The sequence below is a fragment of the Pseudorhodobacter sp. W20_MBD10_FR17 genome (assembly GCF_052119765.1).
GTDB lineage: Bacteria > Pseudomonadota > Alphaproteobacteria > Rhodobacterales > Rhodobacteraceae > Pseudorhodobacter.
On record NZ_JBGQOQ010000002.1, the window covers coordinates 75,029 to 95,377 of the forward strand.

The following is a 20,349-nucleotide window of genomic DNA, read 5'->3' on the forward strand; positions in this document are numbered from 1 at the left end:
AGCGCCCCTATGTTCTTGTCTGTCCTTGATATGTTCAAAGTCGGTATTGGCCCGTCGTCATCGCACACAATGGGGCCAATGGTGGCAGCGGCGCAGTTTTTGCAAACCCTGCGCGACAGCCCGTTTCAGGCCCACGGACTGCGGGCCACGTTGCACGGCAGCCTTGCCTTTACCGGCGTAGGCCATGCGACCGACCGCGCCACCATTCTGGGCCTCGCAGGGTTTGAGCCGCAAACCTATGATGCCGCCCGCGCAGAAACCGTGTTGGCCGAGATTGCGGCGACCAAAATCATCAACGCGCCTGACCTTGGCCCGCTGCAGTTTGACCCTGCAACCGATCTGGTCTTTGACTACGGCCCCAACCTGCCCGGCCATGCCAATGGCATGATTATCCGCGCGACTGATGCGCAAGGCGATGTGATCTTGCAAGAAACCTATTATTCCATCGGCGGCGGCTTTGTTTTGACGGCGGCCGACCATGCCGCCGCAGGGACGCTAAAGGCGAATGCCCGTTCAGACGTGGCCTTTCCCTTTCAAAACGGCGCCGAAATGTTGGAGATGGCAAAAAATTCGGGCCTGACCATCGCCCAAATGAAGCGCCAAAATGAACTGCGGTTTCGCAGTGCCGCCGATCTGGATGCTGGCATCGCGCGGGTGTGGCAGGTGATGAATGCCTGCATTTCGCGCGGGATGGAGGGCACCGGCATTCTTCCCGGCGGCTTGCGCGTTCGCAGGCGCGCCAAGGGTATACATGACCAATTGATGGCCGAGCGCGGGCTGAACATGACCGCACCGCACACAATCAACGACTGGATGTCGCTCTATGCCATGGCGGTGAATGAGGAAAACGCGGCAGGCGGCCAAGTGGTGACCGCGCCCACCAACGGTGCTGCGGGCGTGGTGCCGGCGGTGATCCGCTATTACCTAGACCATGTGCCGGGGGCAGTGGCGTCCAAAGTTCCCGATTTCCTGCTAACCGCCGCCGCAATTGGGGGCCTTTGCAAGCATAACGCCAGCATTTCCGGCGCAGAATGTGGCTGCCAGGCCGAGGTTGGGTCCGCCGCCGCTATGGCCGCTGCGGGATTGGCGGCTGTCTTGGGCGGCAGTGTGGAACAAATTGAAAACGCTGCCGAAATCGCGTTGGAACATCACCTTGGGATGACATGCGACCCTGTCAAAGGGCTGGTACAAGTGCCCTGTATTGAACGCAACGGGCTGGGCGCGATCAAGGCCGTTTCTGCCGCAAGCTTGGCGCTGCGCGGCGATGGCGTGCATTTGGTCAGCCTTGATGCCTGCATTGAAACCATGCGCCAAACCGGCCATGACATGCATGAAAAATACAAGGAAACCTCACTGGGCGGGTTGGCGGTGAACGTGCCTAACTGTTAGGGCCGTTGGCCCGCATTTAGGCCAGCAGACCCGGTCGTTTCAAATGGCCCTGCGCTGTCACAGCTTTATAAAGCGCGAATTCTTCGGCGTTTTGCGCGTGATAGCGCGCCAAAACGGCATCGCTCAGGGTATAATCAACCCGATCAGATATGGGTGACATATTGCGCACAGGTAAGGTCAAGGCATCACCGGTACGGGTCGAAAAGAACGCCTCGAGCAGGCCAAGCTGTTTATAGTCAAACACATGGTCAACCCCTGCAGCCTGCCCCGTCCAGCCGACAAAACGGTCTTGCCGCCCGACATTCGCCATTTGCGGCTTGGTGCCATCAAGATATGCCAACATAAACGCCTCAAAGCTGTGGCCACGGGTGCTGGCGGGCAGACCTTTGACCTTGGGGCGCAAACGGTAGCGATACCAGCTTTGCATCCGCTGCAACGGCCCGCGCACAACGGCCACCGTTTCCAATGTACCGCCAAACGCCTCGGCCAAGCGGGCTGCGTGGTTTTGCACATAGGCATAATGCCCCGTATGGCGCGCCGCATCATCCGAGATGGGCAGCGTATAGGGCGCCAACATCGCCCGCAGCGCCAAAGAGCCGGTTTTGGGCGTTTCCAACACCACCAGCCTTTGCACTCCCAATATCAGCACGTTGTCTACACCTTCTTCTATCCCCGATTACAAAGCCCAATCCCCCAAAATGCGCAAGCCCAAGTTGCCCCGTAATATTTTGGCGCTGTGATCTGCCGCTTTTGGTCCTTTGCATGGTCATTTCAGGCAGGACGCCCCCGCGCCTCCACGCTACGGCTAAATCATTATGACAATGTTAACAGCCACCCCTCCGCATGCAGATCGCATTTTGACCGGCGTCACTTTGATGCTGGCGTTTTGCGTTTTGGCACCATTACTGGATGTCTCTGCCAAGCTGGCCACGGCCACGCTGCCCGTGGGCCAAATCGTGACGGCCCGCTTTGTCGTGCAAGCGGGGCTGATGCTGCCGTTTGTGGCATTGATGCGGCTCGATTGGCGAATAAGCCGCCGCACGTTGGCGTTTGTCTTTGCCCGCGCGGTGTGCCTGATGCTGGCCACCTATTGCTTTGTCGCGGCTGTGGCGGTGATGCCAATCGCCGATGCGCTGGCGATTGTGTTTGTTGAACCCTTCTTGCTGTTGCTGCTGGGCCGTATGCTATTTGGCGATGAGGTGGGGCCGCGCCGTATTATCGCCTCGACCATCGGATTTCTGGGCGCGATACTGGTCATTCAACCGTCGATCTCGGCCTTTGGCTGGGTGGCCCTGTTCCCACTTGGTACCGCCCTGACCTTTGCCGCCTATATGCTGATTACCCGTGCGATGTCGCGGTCTATGCACCCCGTCACGATGCAACTGCACACTGCCCTTGCGGGATCCGCGATTTGCGTGCCGCTGATGGCAGTGTTTGACGGCAGCGGCATTGCCGAGCTGGACGCGATTTTGCCGCGCGGCGTAGAGTGGCTTTGGCTGTTTGGCGTCGGCTTTTGGGCCGCGTGCAGCCACATGTGCATGACCTATGCTTTGAAATTCGCACCTTCGGCCACATTGGCACCGCTGCACTATGCCGAGCTTATTTCAGCCGTCACCTTGGGCTATCTTATCTTTGACGATTTCCCGAACCCGATGACATGGGCCGGCATTGCCGTCATCACCGGATCGGGCCTCTATATTATATACCGTGAACATTCGACGGCCCGCCTAACCGTCACCCCGCCCAAACAAAAGCGTTAACCCACCACGGCCTTTAGCGCCGCGCCCAACCGGTTACGCGGCACGATGACCAGCATCCCCGGCTGGTCCATTTCCAGTCGTACCGGCCCAAGCGCCTGATTTGACGTGCCACCCCGCGCATCCGGTGAAAATTCCAAGCCCGCAATCGGCCATTTCAGCCCGTCGCTGCGGCCCGTTACATGCGCCATCGGAAAGAGTGAGAACCGGTCCCCCGCCTGCAGCGCAATCTGCAACACAGGCGGCGCCGCAAACACCACATCTTCGCGCCCGATCAACAAACACGGCATCGTATGGCGCCGGATCAACACTGACAACACGGCCAGCTCATGGTCGACCCGCCCGCCCAAACAGCCCAAGGCCAACACAAACGGCGCGCGGATATTGCGCAAGGCTTTGTCAAAATCAGTGCTTTCCTGTTCGGGCACATGATGGAAAACGTCAGCCAACTGCGCCCGTGTTGTTGCCGTGATACTGTCCATATCACCAATCACCGCCACAGGCCGCACACCCAGCGCCAAAGCGCGATCTGCCCCGCCATCAGCGGCAACCAAAACAGGTGCCTGCGCCAGTGCCGCCCTAAGATCGCGCGCCTGCACAGGGCCGCCGGCGATCAAAGTGACCCCCGTTTGTGATTCGACAATTGGGTGATTCATAGCGATACTAAATCCAAATTAAGGCACAATCTAATAGTTCGGACACAAACACTCCTTCAAATTACCCTTAAGTGTCCACGGAATTGAACATCCTATGCGGTCATGTAAGACATCGGTTTAGTAACAAGGGGCGAGCATCCAATGGTCGGGGCGAGCAAAATTCTTACAGTATCATACGGCACTTTCTCCTGTACTTTGGAGGGGTTCGACGAACCTTTCAACACCATGAAAGCGATTGCCGAGTATTTCCGCGATTTGGCGGCCGATGATCGCTATTTCGGAGCCGAACCGCCAACGCCCGACGCGGCGATGCTGCACCAGATCGCAGAACGCGAAATGAAACGCCGGGTCGAGACCAAGATCCAAGACAATGGCGTGATTCTGCGGGCCAGAGATTCGGATGACGTTTATGATGGCGCAAGCATTGCGTCCCAAAAGGGCGTGCCCCCACCCAAAACCGATGTATTGTTTGAAGACCAACATGCCACGCCTGCCCGTGCGGCAACGCCCACTGCACCCCAACCAACCGCGCAAGCGCGTAGCACCACAGATTCGGTTATTTCAGATAGCGTGGCGGCCAAATTGTCCCGCATCCGCAACGCCATGGCCGAAACCCGTGCCTCTGGCGAAACCACGCGCCCAGCATCCAATTTTGTTGCCGAACGTGCGATAGCTGAGGGGGAGGCTGCTGAAGAAGCGGAAGCTAAGGCCAAGGTCGAAGCTGCCAAGAAAGAAGAATCAGCAGCACAGGCAAAAGCCGAGGCGGTGGCGGCCGAAAAAGCAAAGGCCGAAGCACAGGCGAAAGCCGATGCCGAGGCTGCCGAGACAGCAAAGGCCGAAGCTCAGGCAAAAGCCGACGCCGAGGCTGCCGAGAAAGCAAAGGCCGAAGCTCAGGCAAAAGCCGACGCCGAGGCTGCCGAGAAAGCAAAGGCCGAAGCTCAGGCGAAAGCCGACGCCGAGGCTGCCGAGAAAGCAAAGGCCGAAGCCACAAATGATAGCGACAGCACTGCGGCGGATGATGCGATTTTGGCGTCGCTTGCCGGTGCGTTCGATGATGAAGACGGTGCCACTGACGGCCGGTTTGACGACGAAGCATTTGACGCAATCCTAGAGCCGCTTGATGCAGAAGGGGAAGATACCCTGATGGCCTCACTTGCGGCAGCCATGTCTGAGACGATCGAAGCCCCCGTCAAGGCGCCCAAGACCGCCGCACAAGAAGAGGCGGATGACGCGATTCTGGAGGCGCTTGACACGGATGTGGATGAAACCGCAACCGCACCTGCCCAAGAGGCAAAGCCTGCACCCAAAGATCCTGTTGCAACAGAGGGTACATCTGACGTCACCCCCACGCTCCAACGCGCCCGCGCGCGGGTCATTAAAATCCGCCGCTCACCGGAACCTCCTGTGGAAACCCCTGTGCCCCCCCCTGCGGCAAACCCCGCCCCCGCCGCACAAACTCCCACTGCCGGGATGCTTTCGCCCGAGGCCGAAGCCGACCTCATGCGCGAGCTGGCAGAGCTTGAATACGATCAACCACAAGTCGAAAAAACGCAGCCCGCAGCACCACAGCCAGCAACGCACCAAAACAACGCAGACAGCGTTGCTCCGGTGCGCCCTCAACGCCCTGTATCTTCGCGTCGCCAGTCAGGTAAAATGTCGGCAAGCGAGGATGATGCATCGGTAAAACGCCTGCTTGACCAAACGAATACCGAATTGGAAGGCGAAGAAAACCGCCGCCGCCTGTCTGCCATTGCACATCTGAAAGCCGCCGTTGCCGCCACTGTCGCCGACCGAAAAGAAGGCGGTGACCAAGGGCCGACCGAAGAAATGCGCATGAATCCCTATCGCAATGATCTGGAACGGGCCGTGCGGGCCCGCCCGAATGCAACGGCAAGCGGTGCATCCTCTGCCGAACGTGCCGCTCCGCTGATGCTGGTCTCCGAACAACGGATTGATGAGCCGCGTTTGAAACAAACGGCACAGGGCCATGTGACACCGGTACGCCCACGCCGTGTACCGACAGGAAATCTTGCGGTGTCGAGCCGTGATGATGAAGATCTTGATGCCACGGCAAATGTTGCTGATGGCGATAACATTTTTGATCGGACGACAAGCTTTTCTGACTATGCCGAAAAGCTGGGCGCCGGGTCGCTGGCCGAATTGCTTGAGGCCGCAGTCGCCTATTCAACCCATATTCACGGCAATAACGAAGTGACACGTCCGCAAATGCTGCATCATGTTTTGTCGGCGCAGCCGGAACTGGAAGGCGATCGCGAGACAATGTTGCGCAGCTTTGGGACGTTGTTGCGCGAAGGCCGGATTGAAAAAGTGCGGCGCGGGCATTTCATCCTAAGTGAGACGTCGTCCATTCACGCAGAGGCGCTGCGCGTAGCAAAGCGCTAAGCCAGCCGAACTTAAGAACCAAAAGGCCGAGGTAAATCCTCGGCCTTTTGGTTTAGTGTTTTTAGGCATCCGCATCTGGGTCGGCCTTGCCTATACCCAGAAAGACAAACTTGAACGGCAGTATCCATAGGAACCCCAAGAATACATAGACCATAAGTTCGAGCCAAAACGGTGGGCGATCAAACAGCGACACCACAAAAAGGGCGGCGGCGATGTAGAGAGGCAGGCCGATCACCAGCAAAACCAGTGACCATCGGCGCCGCGCTTTGTACGAAAGTTTCATTCTCGATCCTTAACGCCCTCTTCGCGCCTGTGTCGCACAAAGAGGGTCAGTCCATTGATGCTTCGTCCGCAAAGTTAGGCTTAGTCAGCAAAGGGGTCGGTGACCAAAATCGTATCGTCCCGCTCTGGGCTAGTTGAAAGTAGGGCAACCGGGCACTGAATCAACTCTTCAATCCGACGCACATATTTGATCGCGGCACCGGGCAAATCAGCCCAAGAGCGCGCGCCTGCGGTGTCTTCGGTCCAGCCTTCCATTTCCTCATAGATCGGGGTGCAGCGGGCCTGTTGGTCGGCGGCGGTGGGCAGATAGTCCAACCGTTTTCCGTCCAGATCATAGCCGACACAGATCTTGATGATCGGGAAACCGTCCATCACATCCAGCTTGGTCAGGGCGATGCCTGTCACGCCGCTGGTCGCACAGGTTTGGCGCACCAGAACCGCATCAAACCAACCGCAACGACGTTTACGGCCTGTCACGGTGCCAAACTCATGGCCACGCTGGCCAAGACGTTCGCCGTCATCATCCTTTAATTCCGCAGGGAACGGGCCCTCACCCACGCGGGTGGTATAGGCTTTAACGATGCCCAGCACGAAATCAATCGCGTTTGGCCCAAGGCCGGTACCGGTGGCCGCTTGGCCTGCGATCACGTTGGACGAGGTCACAAAGGGGTAGGTGCCAAAGTCGATATCCAGCAGCGCGCCTTGCGCCCCTTCAAACAGAATCCGCTTGCCTGCGCGGCGCGCCTCATTCAGCACTTTCCACACGGGCTGCGCATAGGGCAACACTTGCGGAGCGATTTCACGCAGTTGCGCCAGCAGCGCATCGCGGTCAATCGGGTCCAGCCCAAGGCCACGGCGCAGCGCGTCATGGTGCGTCAGCAAACGGTCAACCCGCAGCTCCAACGTCGCCTCATCGGCGAGGTCAGCCACACGAATGGCACGACGGCCGACTTTATCTTCATAGGCAGGGCCAATGCCGCGGCCTGTGGTGCCGATTTTGGCAACCGAGGTCTGGCCTTCGCGTGCGCGGTCCAGCTCGCCATGCACAGGCAGAATCAGTGGCGCGTTTTCGGCGATCATCAGGTTGTCGGTGTTAATCTCAACACCCTGCGCGCGCAGCTTTTCAATTTCCATGATAAGGTGCCACGGGTCCAGCACAACGCCATTGCCGATAACCGACAATTTCCCGCCGCGCACGATGCCCGATGGCAGCAATGACAGCTTGTATACCTTGCCATCAATGACCAACGTGTGGCCCGCATTATGACCGCCCTGAAAGCGCGCGATCACGTCTGCGCGCTCTGAAAGCCAGTCTACAATCTTGCCTTTTCCCTCATCGCCCCACTGGGCGCCGACGACAACGACATTGGCCATGCTGATGATCCCTTCACTTGGTCCAATTGAAACCGATTAGGGCATAGCCGCTTTGCCGCACGGGCGAAACCTCTATTTCACGCCTAGCGCACAAAGATGTGCTTGCGACCCCCGATTTTCGGCCCTTGCCCACATGCCGCCGCCGTGGCACCTCTGTTGCAGACAGAAAAGAGGTGCGACATGGGTGTGTTTTTACGGTGGCTTGGGGCGTTTGGCCTGTTATCGGCCACTTTCAACCCGACCCAGTGGAACTTTTACCGCTGGGCCGAGGCACATTATACCACTCAGTTGCCCGTGACAGTATTATTGGGCCTGCTGCTAGCCGTGGCCTACATTATCTATGTAGGGGCGACATTACGTTCACTTGGGGCGTTCGGGATGCTTTTGGTCGCGGCCGTATTTGCGGCGCTGATCTGGGTGCTGGTCGATTGGGGCATTCTGGCCACCGGCAATTCGGCGCTGAACATCTGGCTGGGAATTCTGACGCTGTCACTGGTACTGGGCATCGGGTTGTCATGGAGCATCCTGTGGCAAAGGATGTCAGGTCAGGCCACCGTGGATGAGGTTGACGAATAGCCGCACAACCACTGCAAATCAGGGACGCGGGCGATTGATACGTCACCAAGGGCTTGCCCCCGCGCCAAACTGCGCCTAAGTAGGCGCGTCAGCCAAACGGAAGCAAGAAAACCCTATGGAAAACGTCGTTCTTACCATCCACCTGATCCTTGCACTGTGCCTTATCGGCGTGGTGTTGCTGCAACGCTCGGAAGGCGGCGGTCTTGGTATGGGTGGCGGTGGCGGTGGCGCCATGTCGGGCCGTGCGGCCGCGACCGCGCTGACCAAGCTAACATGGATTTTCGCCATTGGCTTTATCATCACCTCGATTTCACTTACCCTGATTGCCGCGCAAAACGCTTCTGGCAGCTCGGTAGTCGATCAATTCGGTGGCTCGGTTCCAGAGCAATCCGCCCCTGTGTCACCACTTGGCACGGACTTGCTGCCGCCGACACCTGCTGCGAATGCGCCAGCCACACCACCCCGTGCCGATGACCCAACACCAGCGCCTGCAGCAACCGGTGATGCGGTAACGCCGCCGCGCGCAACAGAACCAGCTGTGCCAGCAACGCCTGCGCCTGCTTCTGGCAACTAATCCAACGGCTTGGCAGGCCCCACACCTTGGGGCCTGTAAAAACCTACACTCATCATCTAGCGTCCTGCTTGCAGGACGCCCGCTTTTCGGTTATGTCTCGTCTCCCGTGATAGTGCGATTCTGAGACGCCGTATCGCATGTTTAAATTTCACGGGGGGCCACCATATGGCACGTTATATTTTCATCACCGGTGGTGTTGTATCGTCGCTTGGCAAAGGCCTTGCTTCGGCTGCTTTGGGCGCCTTGTTGCAGGCGCGTGGCTATTCAGTCCGCCTGCGCAAACTTGACCCCTACCTGAACGTTGATCCCGGCACGATGTCACCCTTTGAACATGGCGAAGTGTTCGTGACCGATGATGGTGCCGAAACCGATCTCGACCTTGGGCATTATGAGCGCTTTACCGGCGTCCCTGCCCGCAACACCGATTCTGTGTCGTCGGGCCGGATCTATTCCACCGTGCTGGAAAAGGAACGTCGCGGCGACTATTTGGGTAAAACGATCCAAGTCGTGCCGCATGTGACCAATGAAATCAAAGATTACCTGCGCATCGGCGAGAATGAAGTTGATTTCATGCTGTGCGAAATCGGCGGGACTGTGGGCGACATCGAAGGCCTGCCGTTTTTTGAAGCCATCCGCCAGTTTATCCATGAGCGTCCGCGCGGCGAATGTATCTTGATGCACCTGACGCTGCTACCCTATCTGGCCGCTTCAGGCGAGCTGAAAACCAAACCAACCCAGCACTCGGTCAAAGAACTGCAAAGCATCGGCCTTGCGCCGGATGTGCTGCTGCTGCGCTCGGAACACCCTATTCCCGAAAAAGAACGTGAGAAGATCGCGCTGTTCTGTAACGTGCGCAAAGAGGCGGTGATTGCCGCCTATGACCTGAAAACCATCTATGAGGCCCCGCTCGCCTATCACCGCGAAGGGCTTGACCAAGCTGTGCTGGATGCGTTCGGCATATCGCCCGCCCCGCGCCCCAACCTTGCCCGCTGGGAAGACGTGATGGACCGCCTGACCCACGCCGAGGGTGAGGTCCGTGTGGCTATTGTTGGTAAATACACGCAGTTGGAAGACGCCTATAAATCGATCGCCGAAGCGCTGACCCATGGCGGCATGGCCAACCGGACCCGTGTTAAGGTTGAGTGGGTGGATGCCGAGTTGTTCGAGCGCGAAGACCCCGCCCCGCATCTGCAACGCTTCCATGCGATCCTTGTGCCCGGCGGCTTTGGCGAACGCGGCACCGAAGGCAAAATCAAAGCGGTTGAATTCGCCCGCACCCGTGGCGTGCCCTATCTGGGCATCTGTTTGGGTATGCAAATGGCGGTGATTGAAACGGCCCGCAATCTGGCCGGTCTAAAAGACGCAGGCTCCGAGGAATTTGACCACGAGGCCACCAGCAAAGGCGGCTCCAAACGGTTTACCCCCGTGATTTACCACCTGAAAGAATGGGTCCAAGGCAACCACGTCGTCGCCCGCAAAGTTGGCGATGACAAAGGCGGCTCTATGCGTTTGGGGGCCTATTCCGCCCACCTGACACCCGGCTCGAAAGTCGCCAAAGTGTACGGCACCACCGAGATCGAGGAACGCCACCGCCACCGCTATGAGGTCGACATGACCTACCGCGACAAGCTGGAAAAATGCGGGCTGATGTTCTCGGGCGTGTCGCCTGATGGCAAGCTGCCGGAAATCGTCGAGGTCAAAGACCACCCGTGGTTCATCGGGGTGCAATTCCACCCCGAGCTGAAATCAAAGCCGTTTGCGCCGCACCCGTTGTTTGCTGATTTCATCCGCGCCGCAGTTGAGGCATCACGCTTGGTCTAATCCCGCACAAATTAGGCGGGGTTCGCGCCCCGCCCTTTACCGCGCAAACCGACGCCGCAGGCCCTTAATGGGCCGCTCAACCCCCCAATACATCAGCGCCGCATAGCCCAGCGACAACATGGCGGCCAGCATTACAAAAAGCAGTGACCCGAACGATAATCCATGCGCCTCCAGCGCTAAAGTTATCCCGAAATGGCACAGGTAAATCGTAAACGAATATACCCCGATCTGCTGCACCCATCCCCAGTTCAGCGGCCTAAAATACCAATCCTGCGCCCGCGTCACCGCATAATAAAACAGCGGCATCAGCGCCACCCCTTGCAGACTATAGCGCAGGGTTGACCGGAACACCGGGTCGCGCACCAAAAAGCTGGCCAACACCAACACAAGCGCCGCCAGCATTACCAGATACCGCCCACGCCCTTGCGCAAACCAACGCTCGGCAAGACCACGGGCCTGCATCATGGCCAGCAAACACCCATACAGCAAACTGTCCAGCCGCGTGTCTGATGATTGGTAAATCGTCCATTCATCATGCCCCAAGACCGAAATTCGCACCCAGCGCCAGACAAGACTGATCACCAGCAGCCCCACGATCGCGCGCAGCCCCAGCCAGCCGCGCGCAACCCACAAGAACAGCGCGGGCCACAGCAGATAGAAATGCTCCTCGACCGACAGCGACCACAAAATCCCCGTCCCTGCAATCTCATGCACTTGTCCAAATTGCGTAAAATAATTGTAGTAAAAGAAAACTTGGCTCGCCAGCGTCCAGCCTTCGACCTCACCTGCGAACACCCCCAGCCATACCAGTACCGCGCCCAAGGCAAGGGTCAGCAAAATCGGAGGCCCCAGCCGTAACAAACGGCGCATGTAGAACGCGCCAAGGTCTACCCCGCCGGTCCGGTCATATTCGCGCTGCAACAGCGTGGTGATCAGATAACCCGACAGAAAGAAAAACACCGTCACCCCAAAACCGCCGGGAATCGCCGCGCTTACCACCGCATGTGAGGCAAACACGATCGCGATAGAGACAGCGCGTATCCCGTCCAATGAAGGAATATGACCATTGGGGAGTGATGAACTTGCTGTCATAAAGTAAATATTCCAAATACCTGAAATCTAGGACAATTCTTCACATTTGATGGTTCGAAGCAAGCGTAAAGCCTCTGATGGATTACCAAAGGTTTTCTGTAGGTTTCTGGGGTCTTACCTGTTGTAACACTTCCCCCGCTCCGCAGGGCCTGTTAGACAGGGCTATGCTCAGTTATCAACACCATTACCACGCCGGCAATCCGGCAGATGTTCACAAGCACGCGCTGCTGGCGTGGACGCTCGATTATCTTGTCCAAAAAGACAAGCCGATGACCTATATCGAAACCCATGCGGGCCGTGGCCTCTATGATTTGGGCGATGAGGCCGCGCTCAAAACCGGCGAGGCCGCCAAAGGTATTTCGGTTCTGGAACAGTCTTTTGCGCCAGATCACCCCTACCGACAACGGCTGGATGATGTGCGGTTCAAATACGGGCCGATGGCCTATCCCGGATCACCCTTGATCGCCGCGATGACCCTGCGCGAAACCGATACGATCCATCTGGCCGAGCTGCACCCCGGTGAAAACGAGATTTTGGCCGAGCACCTGACCCAATGGGACGCGCATATCTATAAGCAAGACGGCTTTAAACTGGCGCAGGCGCTTTGCCCGCCGACACCCCGTCGCGGAATGCTGCTGGTCGACCCCAGTTATGAGGTAAAGGCCGAATATGACAGCATTCCCAAAGACTTTGCCAAGATCGCGCGCAAGTGGAATGTCGGCATTTTGGCGCTGTGGTATCCGCTGCTGACCTCGGGCAGCCACGGCCCGATGCTGGCCGCATTGACCGAGGCGTTCCCCGATGCACTGCGCCACGAGGTCCGGTTTCCGCCCGTGCGCGAAGACCACCGCATGATCGGGTCGGGCATGTTCATCGTGAACCCGCCTTACGGGCTGGCCGGCCACGCCGCCGAGATTACAAAGCTTTTTGCATCGAAAGGATAGCATCATGGCCAAAGGTTACTGGATGGTTCAAGTCGAGATTTCAGACCCTAAAACCTATGACGATTATCGTGCCGTTGTTGCCCCGCCGCTTGCGCTTTATGGTGGGCGTTTTTTGGTACGCGCAGGCAACCAGATTGTCAAGGAAGGCACGGCCAAATCGCGCCCCGTGTTGGTTGAGTTTCCAAGCTATCAAGCGGCCCAAGACTGTTACGACAGTCCCGAATACCAAGACGTGCTAAAACTTCGCCTCGCGTCTGCGCAGGCCGATTTTGTTATTGCCGAGGGCTGGGAATAACTCCAGCCGCACAGAACCTTAACCACATGTCGCAACACGCTGAATTTTCGTGGAAAATTCGGGTCGCGTCATACTTTTGGTGCGCGGCTCCAAAACCGCCGCATCAACAGAACGGCGGCCACGCTTAGGCCCACCGTCAGGCCTAACCACAGCCCTGCCCCGCCAAACCCCAATGGGAATGCCAGCACATAACTGGCCGGAATGCCAAGAACCCAATAGCTGAGGGCGGCAATCCACATCGGCGCGCGGGTGTCTTGCATCCCGCGCAGAAACCCTAGCGCCATTGCTTGGGTGGCATCGACCATCTGAAACAGCGCCGACAGCGCCAAAAGCACGCTCCCAAAGGCAATAATCGCGCCCGCTGATGGGTTCTCGCGGTCCAAAAACAGCGCGACGATCTGCCCCGGCAGTGCCAAAAACAACACAACCATCAGCACGCCAAACCCCAGCGACAGGATCAGCGCGACCTTGGCCCCGTCGCGCAGGCTTTGCGCATTGCCCTGCCCCATCGCCCGCCCCACGCGCACCGTGGCCGCATTCGACAGGCCCAAATGTACCATAAACGCCAGCGCCGTGACCTCTAGGGCGATGCCATGTGCCGCCAGTTCAATTGTGCCAATCCAACCCATCATAATGGCCGAGGCTTGGAACAACCCACCCTCGGCCAACCCTGTCAGGCCAATCGGCCAGCCAATGCGGTAAACCTGATGCATCGCTTGCCAATCCGGCCGCCAGAACCGCTGAAACAGCGAAAACCGCCGCAACTCGGGCTGCCAATGCGCATAAAACCCCAGCGCCACAAAGGTCACAGCTTGGGTCAGCACTGATGCAATGGCCGCGCCCCGCACGCCCAGCTCGGGCGCGCCCCAATTGCCAAAAATCAGCGCATAATTGATGCCTGCGTTCAGCACCACTGCGGTGACGGTGATCCATAGTACCACTTGGGTCCGTTCCAACGCTGCCAGATAGCTTTTCAGCGCCATGACCAGCAGCGCAGGCAGCATCCCCAGCCCCGCTATGCGCAAATAATCTTGGGCCAGCGCCGACACATCCGGCTGTTGCCCCAGCGCGAGCAGAATCGTGCCAGACCACCAAAACACCGGATAGCAGGCAATGCCAAAGCCGATCGACAGCCACAGCCCCATCCGCGTATCGCGCCGCACCTGCACCTCATCCCCGCGCCCCAAGGCTTGGGCGACCATCGGCATCACCGCTTGGCCAAAGCCCGACCCAAGGATGAACACGATGAAAAAGGCAGACGCGCCCAGCACAACGGCCGCGAGTTCGACCACCCCGTACCAGCCCAACATCACCGTGTCGGTCACATGCAGGGCCATTTGCGCCAGATGGCTGCCAATAAGGGGCAAGCCCAGCGTCAGCAAGGCGCGGGCGTGTTGGGGTTTGGACAGGGTGGGATGTATGCTCATTCACCAGCCTTAACCTTGGCCAGCCATTCCGGCAAGAGCCAGATCCCTCAAAGCGCCGCGCGCAACATGATCGCCGAGAGTACCGCTACCGTCAGCCCTGCACCCAACTCGATCAGCGGGGCCAAGCGTGCCAACCGCCCGCCTGCCAGTGCCGTCAATGCGCCTTCGCGGACCCAGACCGAGGCAAAGGCCACCGCAATTGTGATTGTCGCCGTCCCCAGGCCCATTGCATAGGCCCCCGCGATGCCCGCCGCATCAATCCCCATGCGCCAGCATAAGATCAGTAAAAACAATGCGCCCGTGCAAGGCCGTATCGCAATGCCTGCAATCAAAAGCACCGTATCGCGCCACCCCGTCAGTGCCGCTACCTGCGCGGGGTCTGGCCCATGCGTATGGCCGCAACCGCAATCGCCCGTGTGTTGGTGACAGTGCTTGTGGTCATGCCCGCCACGGTGGAAGTGGTGGGCATCTGTCCCGCCTCGCGCCCGCAAAAACGCCATCAGGCCGCGCCATGCCAGCCACAACCCAATCGTCATAATCGCGCCGTAGCTGATGGGGGCAAACACATCCTCGGTCAGCCCCACCATGGCCTCACGCGTTAGGCCCAATACAAACACGCCCGCATAAACCAAGATCACCGCCGTTGTCGCCTGCGCAAGGCTTGAGGCCAGCGCGACAGCCATCAAAGGCCACATCCGCACCCGCTTGGCTACGCCATAACCGCCAATCAGTACCTTGCCATGCCCCGGCCCCGCCGCATGAAAAAACCCGTAAGCAAAACACACGCTCAGCAGGCCCAGCAACGCACCGTGCGCGCCCGCCCGCAAGTGCCGCAACGCACGGGCCAGCGCATTTTGAGCATCGTGTTGGGCGGCCGCGGCCCATGCGGTAAAGCCGTCCAATCCACCCAAGGCCCAGAATAGCACAAACCCCAGCCCAAGAACTGCACCCAATAAAACTAACGCGCGGGGCATGTGATGCGCACCTCATCGGCGTAATTGGCCCCGACAGCGGGAAAGTCCTCTTCAAGGCTTTGGCCGGCCTGATATTCTTGCAGCACGGCTTGCAGCTGTTCATCGGCCTCTGACAGGTCAGGCGCATAAACTTGGGCTGCACAGCCTGCAAGGGCGTTGGTCAACACCGTCTCGGATGCAATAGTATAGGCGGTATAATAGCCGGAATCGTAGATCTTAACGATCACCCCCTCGGGGCCGGGTCGAACAGGCGTTACAAGTGTGCGCAGATGGCTTGACGTGATGATACCGTCCTCATACCGGGCGGTCACATCCACAGGGCGGCCCATAGCCACGGGCGCGCCTTTGTGCAGCACATACAGATCGCCATCATAGTCGGCATCCCAATGCATATCAAAACCGGTCAGGCTGGCTTGTTCCTCTGCCGTTAAATGGCTGTCACCATCAGGGTCCAAGCCCCGATCTTCAATCGCCAGCAATGAATAGAAATCATCATAGGCCCAGCTGATGCGCAGTGCCGTCACTTGACCCTGCGCATCAAAAATCGCCTCGACCCCGCTATCGATAAAAATATGCGGATGGGCCTTGGCAGCGCCCGAACCAAGGCAGCCACCAAGGCTTACTGCGAACGCAAATATTATACCAAACCTCATACATACCCTCACAAACCTTAGTGCCCGCAGTTTGGCACAGCAGCGCAGGGCATGCCAGAACCCCTAGGCTGTAGGTTTCGGATCAGCTTTGGGGACAGCGGATTTCGGCTTGCGCAGCTCTGGTGGAACGGCGGCGGCCATCAAGCCTTCGGCGTTATGGATCACCTGCCGCCCTTTGCCGATGATCAGCGGGTCCGGCTGGCCAATCGCGGCCAAATCCTTGCCGGGGTAATCTATGCTGGACAAGAAATGTCGCATACAATTCAACCGCGCGCGTTTTTTGTCATTCGATTTCACGACCGTCCACGGCGCATCGGCGGTGTCAGTGTAGAAAAACATCGCCTCTTTGGCCTCGGTATAATCGCCCCACTTGTCTAGTGATGCCTTATCAATCGGTGACAGTTTCCACCGTTTCAAGGGGTCAGTTTCGCGGCTTTCAAACCGTGCGCGCTGTTCCTCTTGCGTGACAGAGAACCAGTATTTGTACAGCTGAATACCCGAGCGCACCAGCATCCGCTCCAACTCGGGGGCCTCACGCATGAATTCCAGATATTCTGAAGGCGAACAGAAGCCCATCACACGCTCAACCCCAGCGCGATTGTACCATGAGCGGTCAAAGAACACGATTTCACCACTGGTCGGAAGATGCTCCAGATAGCGCTGGAAAAACCACTGGCCCTGCTCGCGCTCACCGGGTTTGCTTAGGGCCACCACGCGGGCATAGCGGGGGTTCAAATGCTCCATAAAGCGTTTGATTGTGCCGCCCTTGCCCGCCGCATCGCGGCCCTCCATCAAGATCACAAACTTCTGTCCGGTTTCTTGCGCCCAAATCTGGACCTTCAGCAACTCGGCCTGCAACTTGGCCTTTTCGGTCTCATACAGCTTGCGCGCCATCTTGCGGGCATAGGGGTATTTGCCTTGCTCAAAGGTTTGGCGCAGCGTGTTCGCGTCGGCAACCTTTTTGGCAGGCTTTCTGCGAACGGCCTTAGATGCAACCGTCACCGGCGCATCCGTTGTGGTCTGGGGGGCCACTGCGGCTGCAACTTCGGCGGCCTCGACCTGCATCTCATGGGCGGTGTTTGGTTCAAGTGTCTTGTTGTTTGCCGGTAAAGCCATGTCGTCTCCCAATTCCAATCGTTGCGTCAAAACCTGCCGACAGCCGCACAAACGCCACAAGCACCGCTGCTCAAGCTGTAAGTATATCCCATCGCCGCCTGCGACGCTTTGATCCGTGTCAAAGGGCCGCCCCCATAGCGGGACTTGCGCGATGAACCATAATCCGCAACACTCGCCCAAACCTCAATTTGATTAGGCGGTCCCTATGCTAACGATCTACGGTGTCCTGCGCTCTCGTGCCACCCGCCCCCTATGGCTGCTGGCCGAGACGGGTACGGAATTTACCCATGTTCCCGTGATTCAAAGCTACCGCCTCGCCGATCCGCAGGCCGTTGATGCCCCTTTGAATACCCTGTCGCCGGAGTTCCTGAAAACCAGCCCGCAATCGGCCGTCCCTGTCCTGCAAGATGGCGATCTGGTGCTAACGGAATCCCTCGCCATCACGCTTTACCTTGCCCGCGAATACGGCGGCGACCTTGGCCCACAAACGAAGGCCGAGCTGGCATTGGCCGAGCAATGGGCGCTGTTTGCCGCCATCTCGATTGATCCGCCGGGCATTGATATCCTCTACACCTATGCCGATGGCCTGTCTGACAGCCCCGAAGGCGCGGCCAAAATTGCCGCCGCAGCCGACCGCCTGTCGCGCCCGCTTGCCCAGCTAGAGGCCCATTTCGCACAGCATGACCACCTTATGGGCAACCGCTTTACCGTGGCCGACATCATGCTGGCCGAATGTCTGCGCTACTCCCAACCGCATAAACCGCTGCACCAGACCTATCCCAAAACCTTTGCATGGCTGGCCCGCTGCCAATCGCGCCCCGCCTTCACCGAAATGATGGCCCGCCGCAACGCCGAGCCTGCCTGATAAGGTCAAGAGGGCATCACAAACGCGCCTGCCCTTGCCGTTTCGCCCGCCGTTTCACCTTGGCCAAAATACCTAAACCCGGCCCTCGCCACACGTCATGCTGGCGGGTGCCTTGCGCCCTGCGCCACCAAATGGTCTAATCCTGCCGCAAAGACGTCTTAACAAGAATCGAGCAGCGCATGGCCAATGACCTTCTTTCCACCGCCCCAGAAACCTATGATGCTTCGTCCATCGAGGTGCTTGAGGGGCTGGAACCTGTGCGCAAACGCCCCGGCATGTATATCGGCGGAACGGATGAACGCGCGCTGCATCACATGGTGGCCGAAATCCTCGACAACTCAATGGATGAGGCCGTCGCAGGCCACGCCACGCGTATTGAGGTCGAGGTGCTGGCTGATGGCTCGGTTCTGGTCCGCGATAACGGGCGCGGCATTCCGGTTGACCCGCACCCGAAATTCCCCGGTAAATCCGCGCTTGAGGTGATCTTGTGTACGCTGCACGCTGGCGGCAAGTTTTCCAACAAATCCTATTCGACATCGGGCGGGCTAAACGGCGTTGGCTCTTCGGTCGTGAACGCGCTGTCTGACAGCATGATCGTGCAGGTCGCCCGCAACAAAGAGCTGTATGAACAACGCTTTTCGCGCGGTGTGCCTTTGGGGCCCGTGGCTAAGATGGGGGCCGCACCAAACCGCCGCGGCACCACGATCACCTTTCACCCCGATGCCGAAATCTTTGGCGCGCTGAAATTCAAACCTGCACGGCTATATAAGCTGACGCAATCCAAGGCCTACCTGTTTTCTGGCGTTGAAATCCGCTGGAAATCGGAAATCGACGATGGCACCACGCCGACCGAGGCGACGTTCCACTTTCCCAACGGCCTTGCTGACTTTCTTAACCAATCGCTGACCGGTGCGATGACCTATGCCGAGCGCCCCTTTGCGGGCAAAGTCTCGTTTGAGGAAAAGTTCGGTATTCCCGGCTCGATCGAATGGGCGATCAACTGGACGCCCGTGCGCGATGGCTTCATCCAATCCTATTGCAACACGGTCCCCACTGCCGAAGGCGGCACGCACGAATCCGGGTTTTGGTCGGCCATGCTGAAAGGCGTCAAGGCTTACGGCGAGCGAGCAAATAACAAAAAAGCCGCCCTCATCACCCGCGACGATATGCTGACCGGCGGCTGCGCGTTGATCTCGATCTTTATCCGCGAGCCCTCGTTCGTCGGCCAAACCAAAGACCGGCTGTCCACTGAGGAGGCCAGCAAATGGGTCGATCTGGCCGTCAAAGACCACTTTGACAACTGGCTGGCGTCCGATACCAAATCAGCTGGCGCAATTTTGGACTTTCTGGTGCTGCGCGCCGAAGAGCGTCTGAAACGGCGCCAAGAGAAGGAAACCCAGCGCAAATCGGCCACCAAACGCCTGCGCCTGCCCGGAAAACTGACCGATTGCACCGCCAAAAACCGCGACAACACCGAATTGTTCATCGTCGAGGGTGACTCGGCGGGTGGGTCAGCCAAAGGCGCGCGCAACCGCGAAAATCAGGCGCTGCTGCCGCTGAAAGGCAAAATTCTGAACGTGCTGGGCGCGGCGTCAAACAAGCTGCACGACAACTCGGAAATCCGCGATATATGTGAGGCCTTGGGGGTGCAGATGGGCACCAAATTCAAGGTCGATGATCTGCGCTATGACAAGATCATCATTATGACCGATGCGGATGTTGACGGCGCCCACATTGCCGCATTGCTGATGACGTTTTTCTTTACCCAGATGCGCCCTTTGATCGACCGAGGCCACCTGTATCTGGCCTGCCCGCCCCTCTACCGCCTGACCCAAGGCGCCAAGCGGCTGTATGTGGCCGATGATGCGGAAAAAGAGTTGTGGCTGGCCAAAGGTTTGGGCGGAAAAGGCAAAATTGACGTGCAACGTTTTAAGGGCTTGGGTGAGATGGACGCCAAAGACCTGAAAGACACCACGATGAACCCAATGTCTCGCAAGCTGATCCGCGTGTCGATTGATGAGGATGAGCCGGGCGAAACCTCGGATCTGGTGGAACGCCTGATGGGGAAAAAGCCCGAATTGCGCTTTCAATATATCCAAGAGAACGCGCAGTTCGTCGAAGAGCTGGACGTCTAAATCTTTCGCAGCGACA

General features: G+C 58.4%; 19 protein-coding genes. 10 read left to right on the forward strand and 9 right to left on the reverse strand.

Annotated elements, in window-relative coordinates; translation table 11 throughout:
* Positions 1–9: 9 nt before the first annotated feature.
* The gene (locus tag ACEN2J_RS01855; RefSeq protein ID WP_442102803.1) at positions 10–1,389 is read left to right on the forward strand and encodes an L-serine ammonia-lyase; all 1,380 of its coding nucleotides are present in this window, start codon (positions 10–12) and stop codon (positions 1,387–1,389) included.
* 16 nt (positions 1,390–1,405) lie between these two features.
* Here ACEN2J_RS01855 and ACEN2J_RS01860 read toward each other — a convergent pair whose 3' ends face one another.
* Complete coding sequence (locus ACEN2J_RS01860; protein WP_442102805.1) at positions 1,406–2,038, reverse strand: hypothetical protein; 633 nt, start codon at positions 2,036–2,038, stop codon at positions 1,406–1,408.
* A 166-nt stretch (positions 2,039–2,204) separates the two neighbouring features.
* Here ACEN2J_RS01860 and ACEN2J_RS01865 point away from each other — a divergent pair, with 166 nt between their 5' ends.
* Complete coding sequence (locus ACEN2J_RS01865; RefSeq protein ID WP_442102806.1) at positions 2,205–3,149, forward strand: DMT family transporter; 945 nt, start codon at positions 2,205–2,207, stop codon at positions 3,147–3,149.
* On the opposite strand, the gene ACEN2J_RS01870 is transcribed toward ACEN2J_RS01865, so the two are convergent.
* Positions 3,146–3,802, reverse strand: coding sequence for a thiamine diphosphokinase (locus ACEN2J_RS01870; RefSeq protein ID WP_442102807.1), 657 nt, complete (start codon positions 3,800–3,802; stop codon positions 3,146–3,148). The genes ACEN2J_RS01865 and ACEN2J_RS01870 overlap by 4 nt on opposite strands.
* 225 nt (positions 3,803–4,027) lie before the next feature.
* Here ACEN2J_RS01870 and ACEN2J_RS01875 point away from each other — a divergent pair, with 225 nt between their 5' ends.
* Positions 4,028–6,205, forward strand: coding sequence for a hypothetical protein (locus tag ACEN2J_RS01875; protein WP_442102809.1), 2,178 nt, complete (start codon positions 4,028–4,030; stop codon positions 6,203–6,205).
* A gap of 61 nt (positions 6,206–6,266) precedes the next feature.
* On the opposite strand, the gene ACEN2J_RS01880 is transcribed toward ACEN2J_RS01875, so the two are convergent.
* Positions 6,267–6,488, reverse strand: a complete 222-nt coding sequence (locus ACEN2J_RS01880; protein WP_442102811.1) for a DUF2842 domain-containing protein — start codon at positions 6,486–6,488, stop codon at positions 6,267–6,269.
* An 80-nt stretch (positions 6,489–6,568) separates the two neighbouring features.
* Entirely contained in the window at positions 6,569–7,861 is a 1,293-nt protein-coding gene (locus ACEN2J_RS01885; protein WP_442102812.1) for an adenylosuccinate synthase, read from the reverse strand.
* Between the two features lie 180 nt (positions 7,862–8,041).
* On the opposite strand from ACEN2J_RS01885, the gene ACEN2J_RS01890 reads away from it, so the two are divergent.
* The 3 genes from ACEN2J_RS01890 (at position 8,042) to ACEN2J_RS01900 (ending at position 10,832) form a co-directional block, all read left to right on the forward strand.
* Positions 8,042–8,437 (forward strand): DUF6524 family protein, encoded by a 396-nt coding sequence (locus ACEN2J_RS01890; RefSeq protein ID WP_442102814.1) that lies wholly within the window; start codon positions 8,042–8,044, stop codon positions 8,435–8,437.
* 115 nt (positions 8,438–8,552) lie between these two features.
* Positions 8,553–9,011, forward strand: a complete 459-nt coding sequence (secG, locus tag ACEN2J_RS01895; RefSeq protein ID WP_442102816.1) for a preprotein translocase subunit SecG — start codon at positions 8,553–8,555, stop codon at positions 9,009–9,011.
* A 165-nt stretch (positions 9,012–9,176) separates the two neighbouring features.
* Entirely contained in the window at positions 9,177–10,832 is a 1,656-nt protein-coding gene (locus ACEN2J_RS01900; protein ID WP_442102817.1) for a CTP synthase, read from the forward strand.
* A 36-nt stretch (positions 10,833–10,868) separates the two neighbouring features.
* Here the strand turns inward: ACEN2J_RS01900 and ACEN2J_RS01905 are convergent, their stop codons facing one another.
* Positions 10,869–11,924: an acyltransferase family protein gene (locus tag ACEN2J_RS01905; protein ID WP_442102819.1), complete on the reverse strand. Its 1,056-nt coding sequence runs from the start codon at positions 11,922–11,924 to the stop codon at positions 10,869–10,871.
* A 164-nt stretch (positions 11,925–12,088) separates the two neighbouring features.
* On the opposite strand from ACEN2J_RS01905, the gene rlmJ reads away from it, so the two are divergent.
* Together rlmJ and ACEN2J_RS01915 are read left to right on the forward strand one after the other, a co-directional pair.
* A complete protein-coding gene (gene rlmJ / locus ACEN2J_RS01910) occupies positions 12,089–12,868 on the forward strand; it encodes a 23S rRNA (adenine(2030)-N(6))-methyltransferase RlmJ (RefSeq protein WP_442102820.1) in 780 nt (259 codons plus the stop codon).
* Between the two features lie 4 nt (positions 12,869–12,872).
* Positions 12,873–13,163: a DUF1330 domain-containing protein gene (locus ACEN2J_RS01915; RefSeq protein WP_442102822.1), complete on the forward strand. Its 291-nt coding sequence runs from the start codon at positions 12,873–12,875 to the stop codon at positions 13,161–13,163.
* A gap of 68 nt (positions 13,164–13,231) precedes the next feature.
* On the opposite strand, the gene ACEN2J_RS01920 is transcribed toward ACEN2J_RS01915, so the two are convergent.
* The 4 genes from ACEN2J_RS01920 to ppk2 form a co-directional block, all read right to left on the reverse strand.
* A complete protein-coding gene (locus ACEN2J_RS01920) occupies positions 13,232–14,590 on the reverse strand; it encodes an MATE family efflux transporter (protein WP_442102823.1) in 1,359 nt (452 codons plus the stop codon).
* 47 nt (positions 14,591–14,637) lie between these two features.
* A complete protein-coding gene (locus ACEN2J_RS01925) occupies positions 14,638–15,564 on the reverse strand; it encodes a nickel/cobalt transporter (RefSeq protein WP_442102824.1) in 927 nt (308 codons plus the stop codon).
* On the reverse strand, positions 15,549–16,217 hold the full coding sequence (locus ACEN2J_RS01930; protein WP_442102826.1) for a DUF1007 family protein: 669 nt from the start codon (positions 16,215–16,217) through the stop codon (positions 15,549–15,551). Before ACEN2J_RS01930 ends, ACEN2J_RS01925 begins: the two co-directional genes overlap by 16 nt.
* A 63-nt stretch (positions 16,218–16,280) precedes the next feature.
* Positions 16,281–17,333 carry a polyphosphate kinase 2 gene (gene ppk2 / locus ACEN2J_RS01935; RefSeq protein WP_442102828.1) on the reverse strand — a complete coding sequence of 351 codons (1,053 nt, stop codon included), beginning with the start codon at positions 17,331–17,333 and terminating at the stop codon, positions 16,281–16,283.
* Positions 17,334–17,538: 205 nt separating this feature from the next.
* Between ppk2 and ACEN2J_RS01940 the strand changes: the two genes are divergently transcribed.
* Together ACEN2J_RS01940 and parE are read left to right on the forward strand one after the other, a co-directional pair.
* Entirely contained in the window at positions 17,539–18,198 is a 660-nt protein-coding gene (locus tag ACEN2J_RS01940) for a glutathione S-transferase family protein (protein WP_442102829.1), read from the forward strand.
* A 179-nt stretch (positions 18,199–18,377) separates the two neighbouring features.
* Complete coding sequence (gene parE / locus ACEN2J_RS01945; protein WP_442102831.1) at positions 18,378–20,333, forward strand: DNA topoisomerase IV subunit B; 1,956 nt, start codon at positions 18,378–18,380, stop codon at positions 20,331–20,333.
* Positions 20,334–20,349 lie beyond the last annotated feature (16 nt).

Coding starts and splice junctions, on each gene's coding strand:
- ACEN2J_RS01890 (WP_442102814.1), top strand. CDS start 8,042: ATGGGTGTGTTTTTACGGTGGCTTGGGGCGTTTGGCCTGTTATCGGCC.
- ACEN2J_RS01865 (WP_442102806.1), top strand. CDS start 2,205: ATGACAATGTTAACAGCCACCCCTCCGCATGCAGATCGCATTTTGACC.
- ACEN2J_RS01905 (WP_442102819.1), bottom strand. CDS start 11,924: ATGACAGCAAGTTCATCACTCCCCAATGGTCATATTCCTTCATTGGAC.
- ACEN2J_RS01875 (WP_442102809.1), top strand. CDS start 4,028: ATGAAAGCGATTGCCGAGTATTTCCGCGATTTGGCGGCCGATGATCGC.
- ACEN2J_RS01915 (WP_442102822.1), top strand. CDS start 12,873: ATGGCCAAAGGTTACTGGATGGTTCAAGTCGAGATTTCAGACCCTAAA.
- ACEN2J_RS01855 (WP_442102803.1), top strand. CDS start 10: ATGTTCTTGTCTGTCCTTGATATGTTCAAAGTCGGTATTGGCCCGTCG.
- ACEN2J_RS01870 (WP_442102807.1), bottom strand. CDS start 3,802: ATGAATCACCCAATTGTCGAATCACAAACGGGGGTCACTTTGATCGCC.
- ACEN2J_RS01900 (WP_442102817.1), top strand. CDS start 9,177: ATGGCACGTTATATTTTCATCACCGGTGGTGTTGTATCGTCGCTTGGC.
- ACEN2J_RS01920 (WP_442102823.1), bottom strand. CDS start 14,590: ATGAGCATACATCCCACCCTGTCCAAACCCCAACACGCCCGCGCCTTG.
- ACEN2J_RS01880 (WP_442102811.1), bottom strand. CDS start 6,488: ATGAAACTTTCGTACAAAGCGCGGCGCCGATGGTCACTGGTTTTGCTG.
- ACEN2J_RS01885 (WP_442102812.1), bottom strand. CDS start 7,861: ATGGCCAATGTCGTTGTCGTCGGCGCCCAGTGGGGCGATGAGGGAAAA.
- ACEN2J_RS01930 (WP_442102826.1), bottom strand. CDS start 16,217: ATGAGGTTTGGTATAATATTTGCGTTCGCAGTAAGCCTTGGTGGCTGC.
- ACEN2J_RS01940 (WP_442102829.1), top strand. CDS start 17,539: ATGCTAACGATCTACGGTGTCCTGCGCTCTCGTGCCACCCGCCCCCTA.
- rlmJ (WP_442102820.1), top strand. CDS start 12,089: ATGCTCAGTTATCAACACCATTACCACGCCGGCAATCCGGCAGATGTT.
- ppk2 (WP_442102828.1), bottom strand. CDS start 17,333: ATGGCTTTACCGGCAAACAACAAGACACTTGAACCAAACACCGCCCAT.
- secG (WP_442102816.1), top strand. CDS start 8,553: ATGGAAAACGTCGTTCTTACCATCCACCTGATCCTTGCACTGTGCCTT.
- ACEN2J_RS01925 (WP_442102824.1), bottom strand. CDS start 15,564: ATGCCCCGCGCGTTAGTTTTATTGGGTGCAGTTCTTGGGCTGGGGTTT.
- parE (WP_442102831.1), top strand. CDS start 18,378: ATGGCCAATGACCTTCTTTCCACCGCCCCAGAAACCTATGATGCTTCG.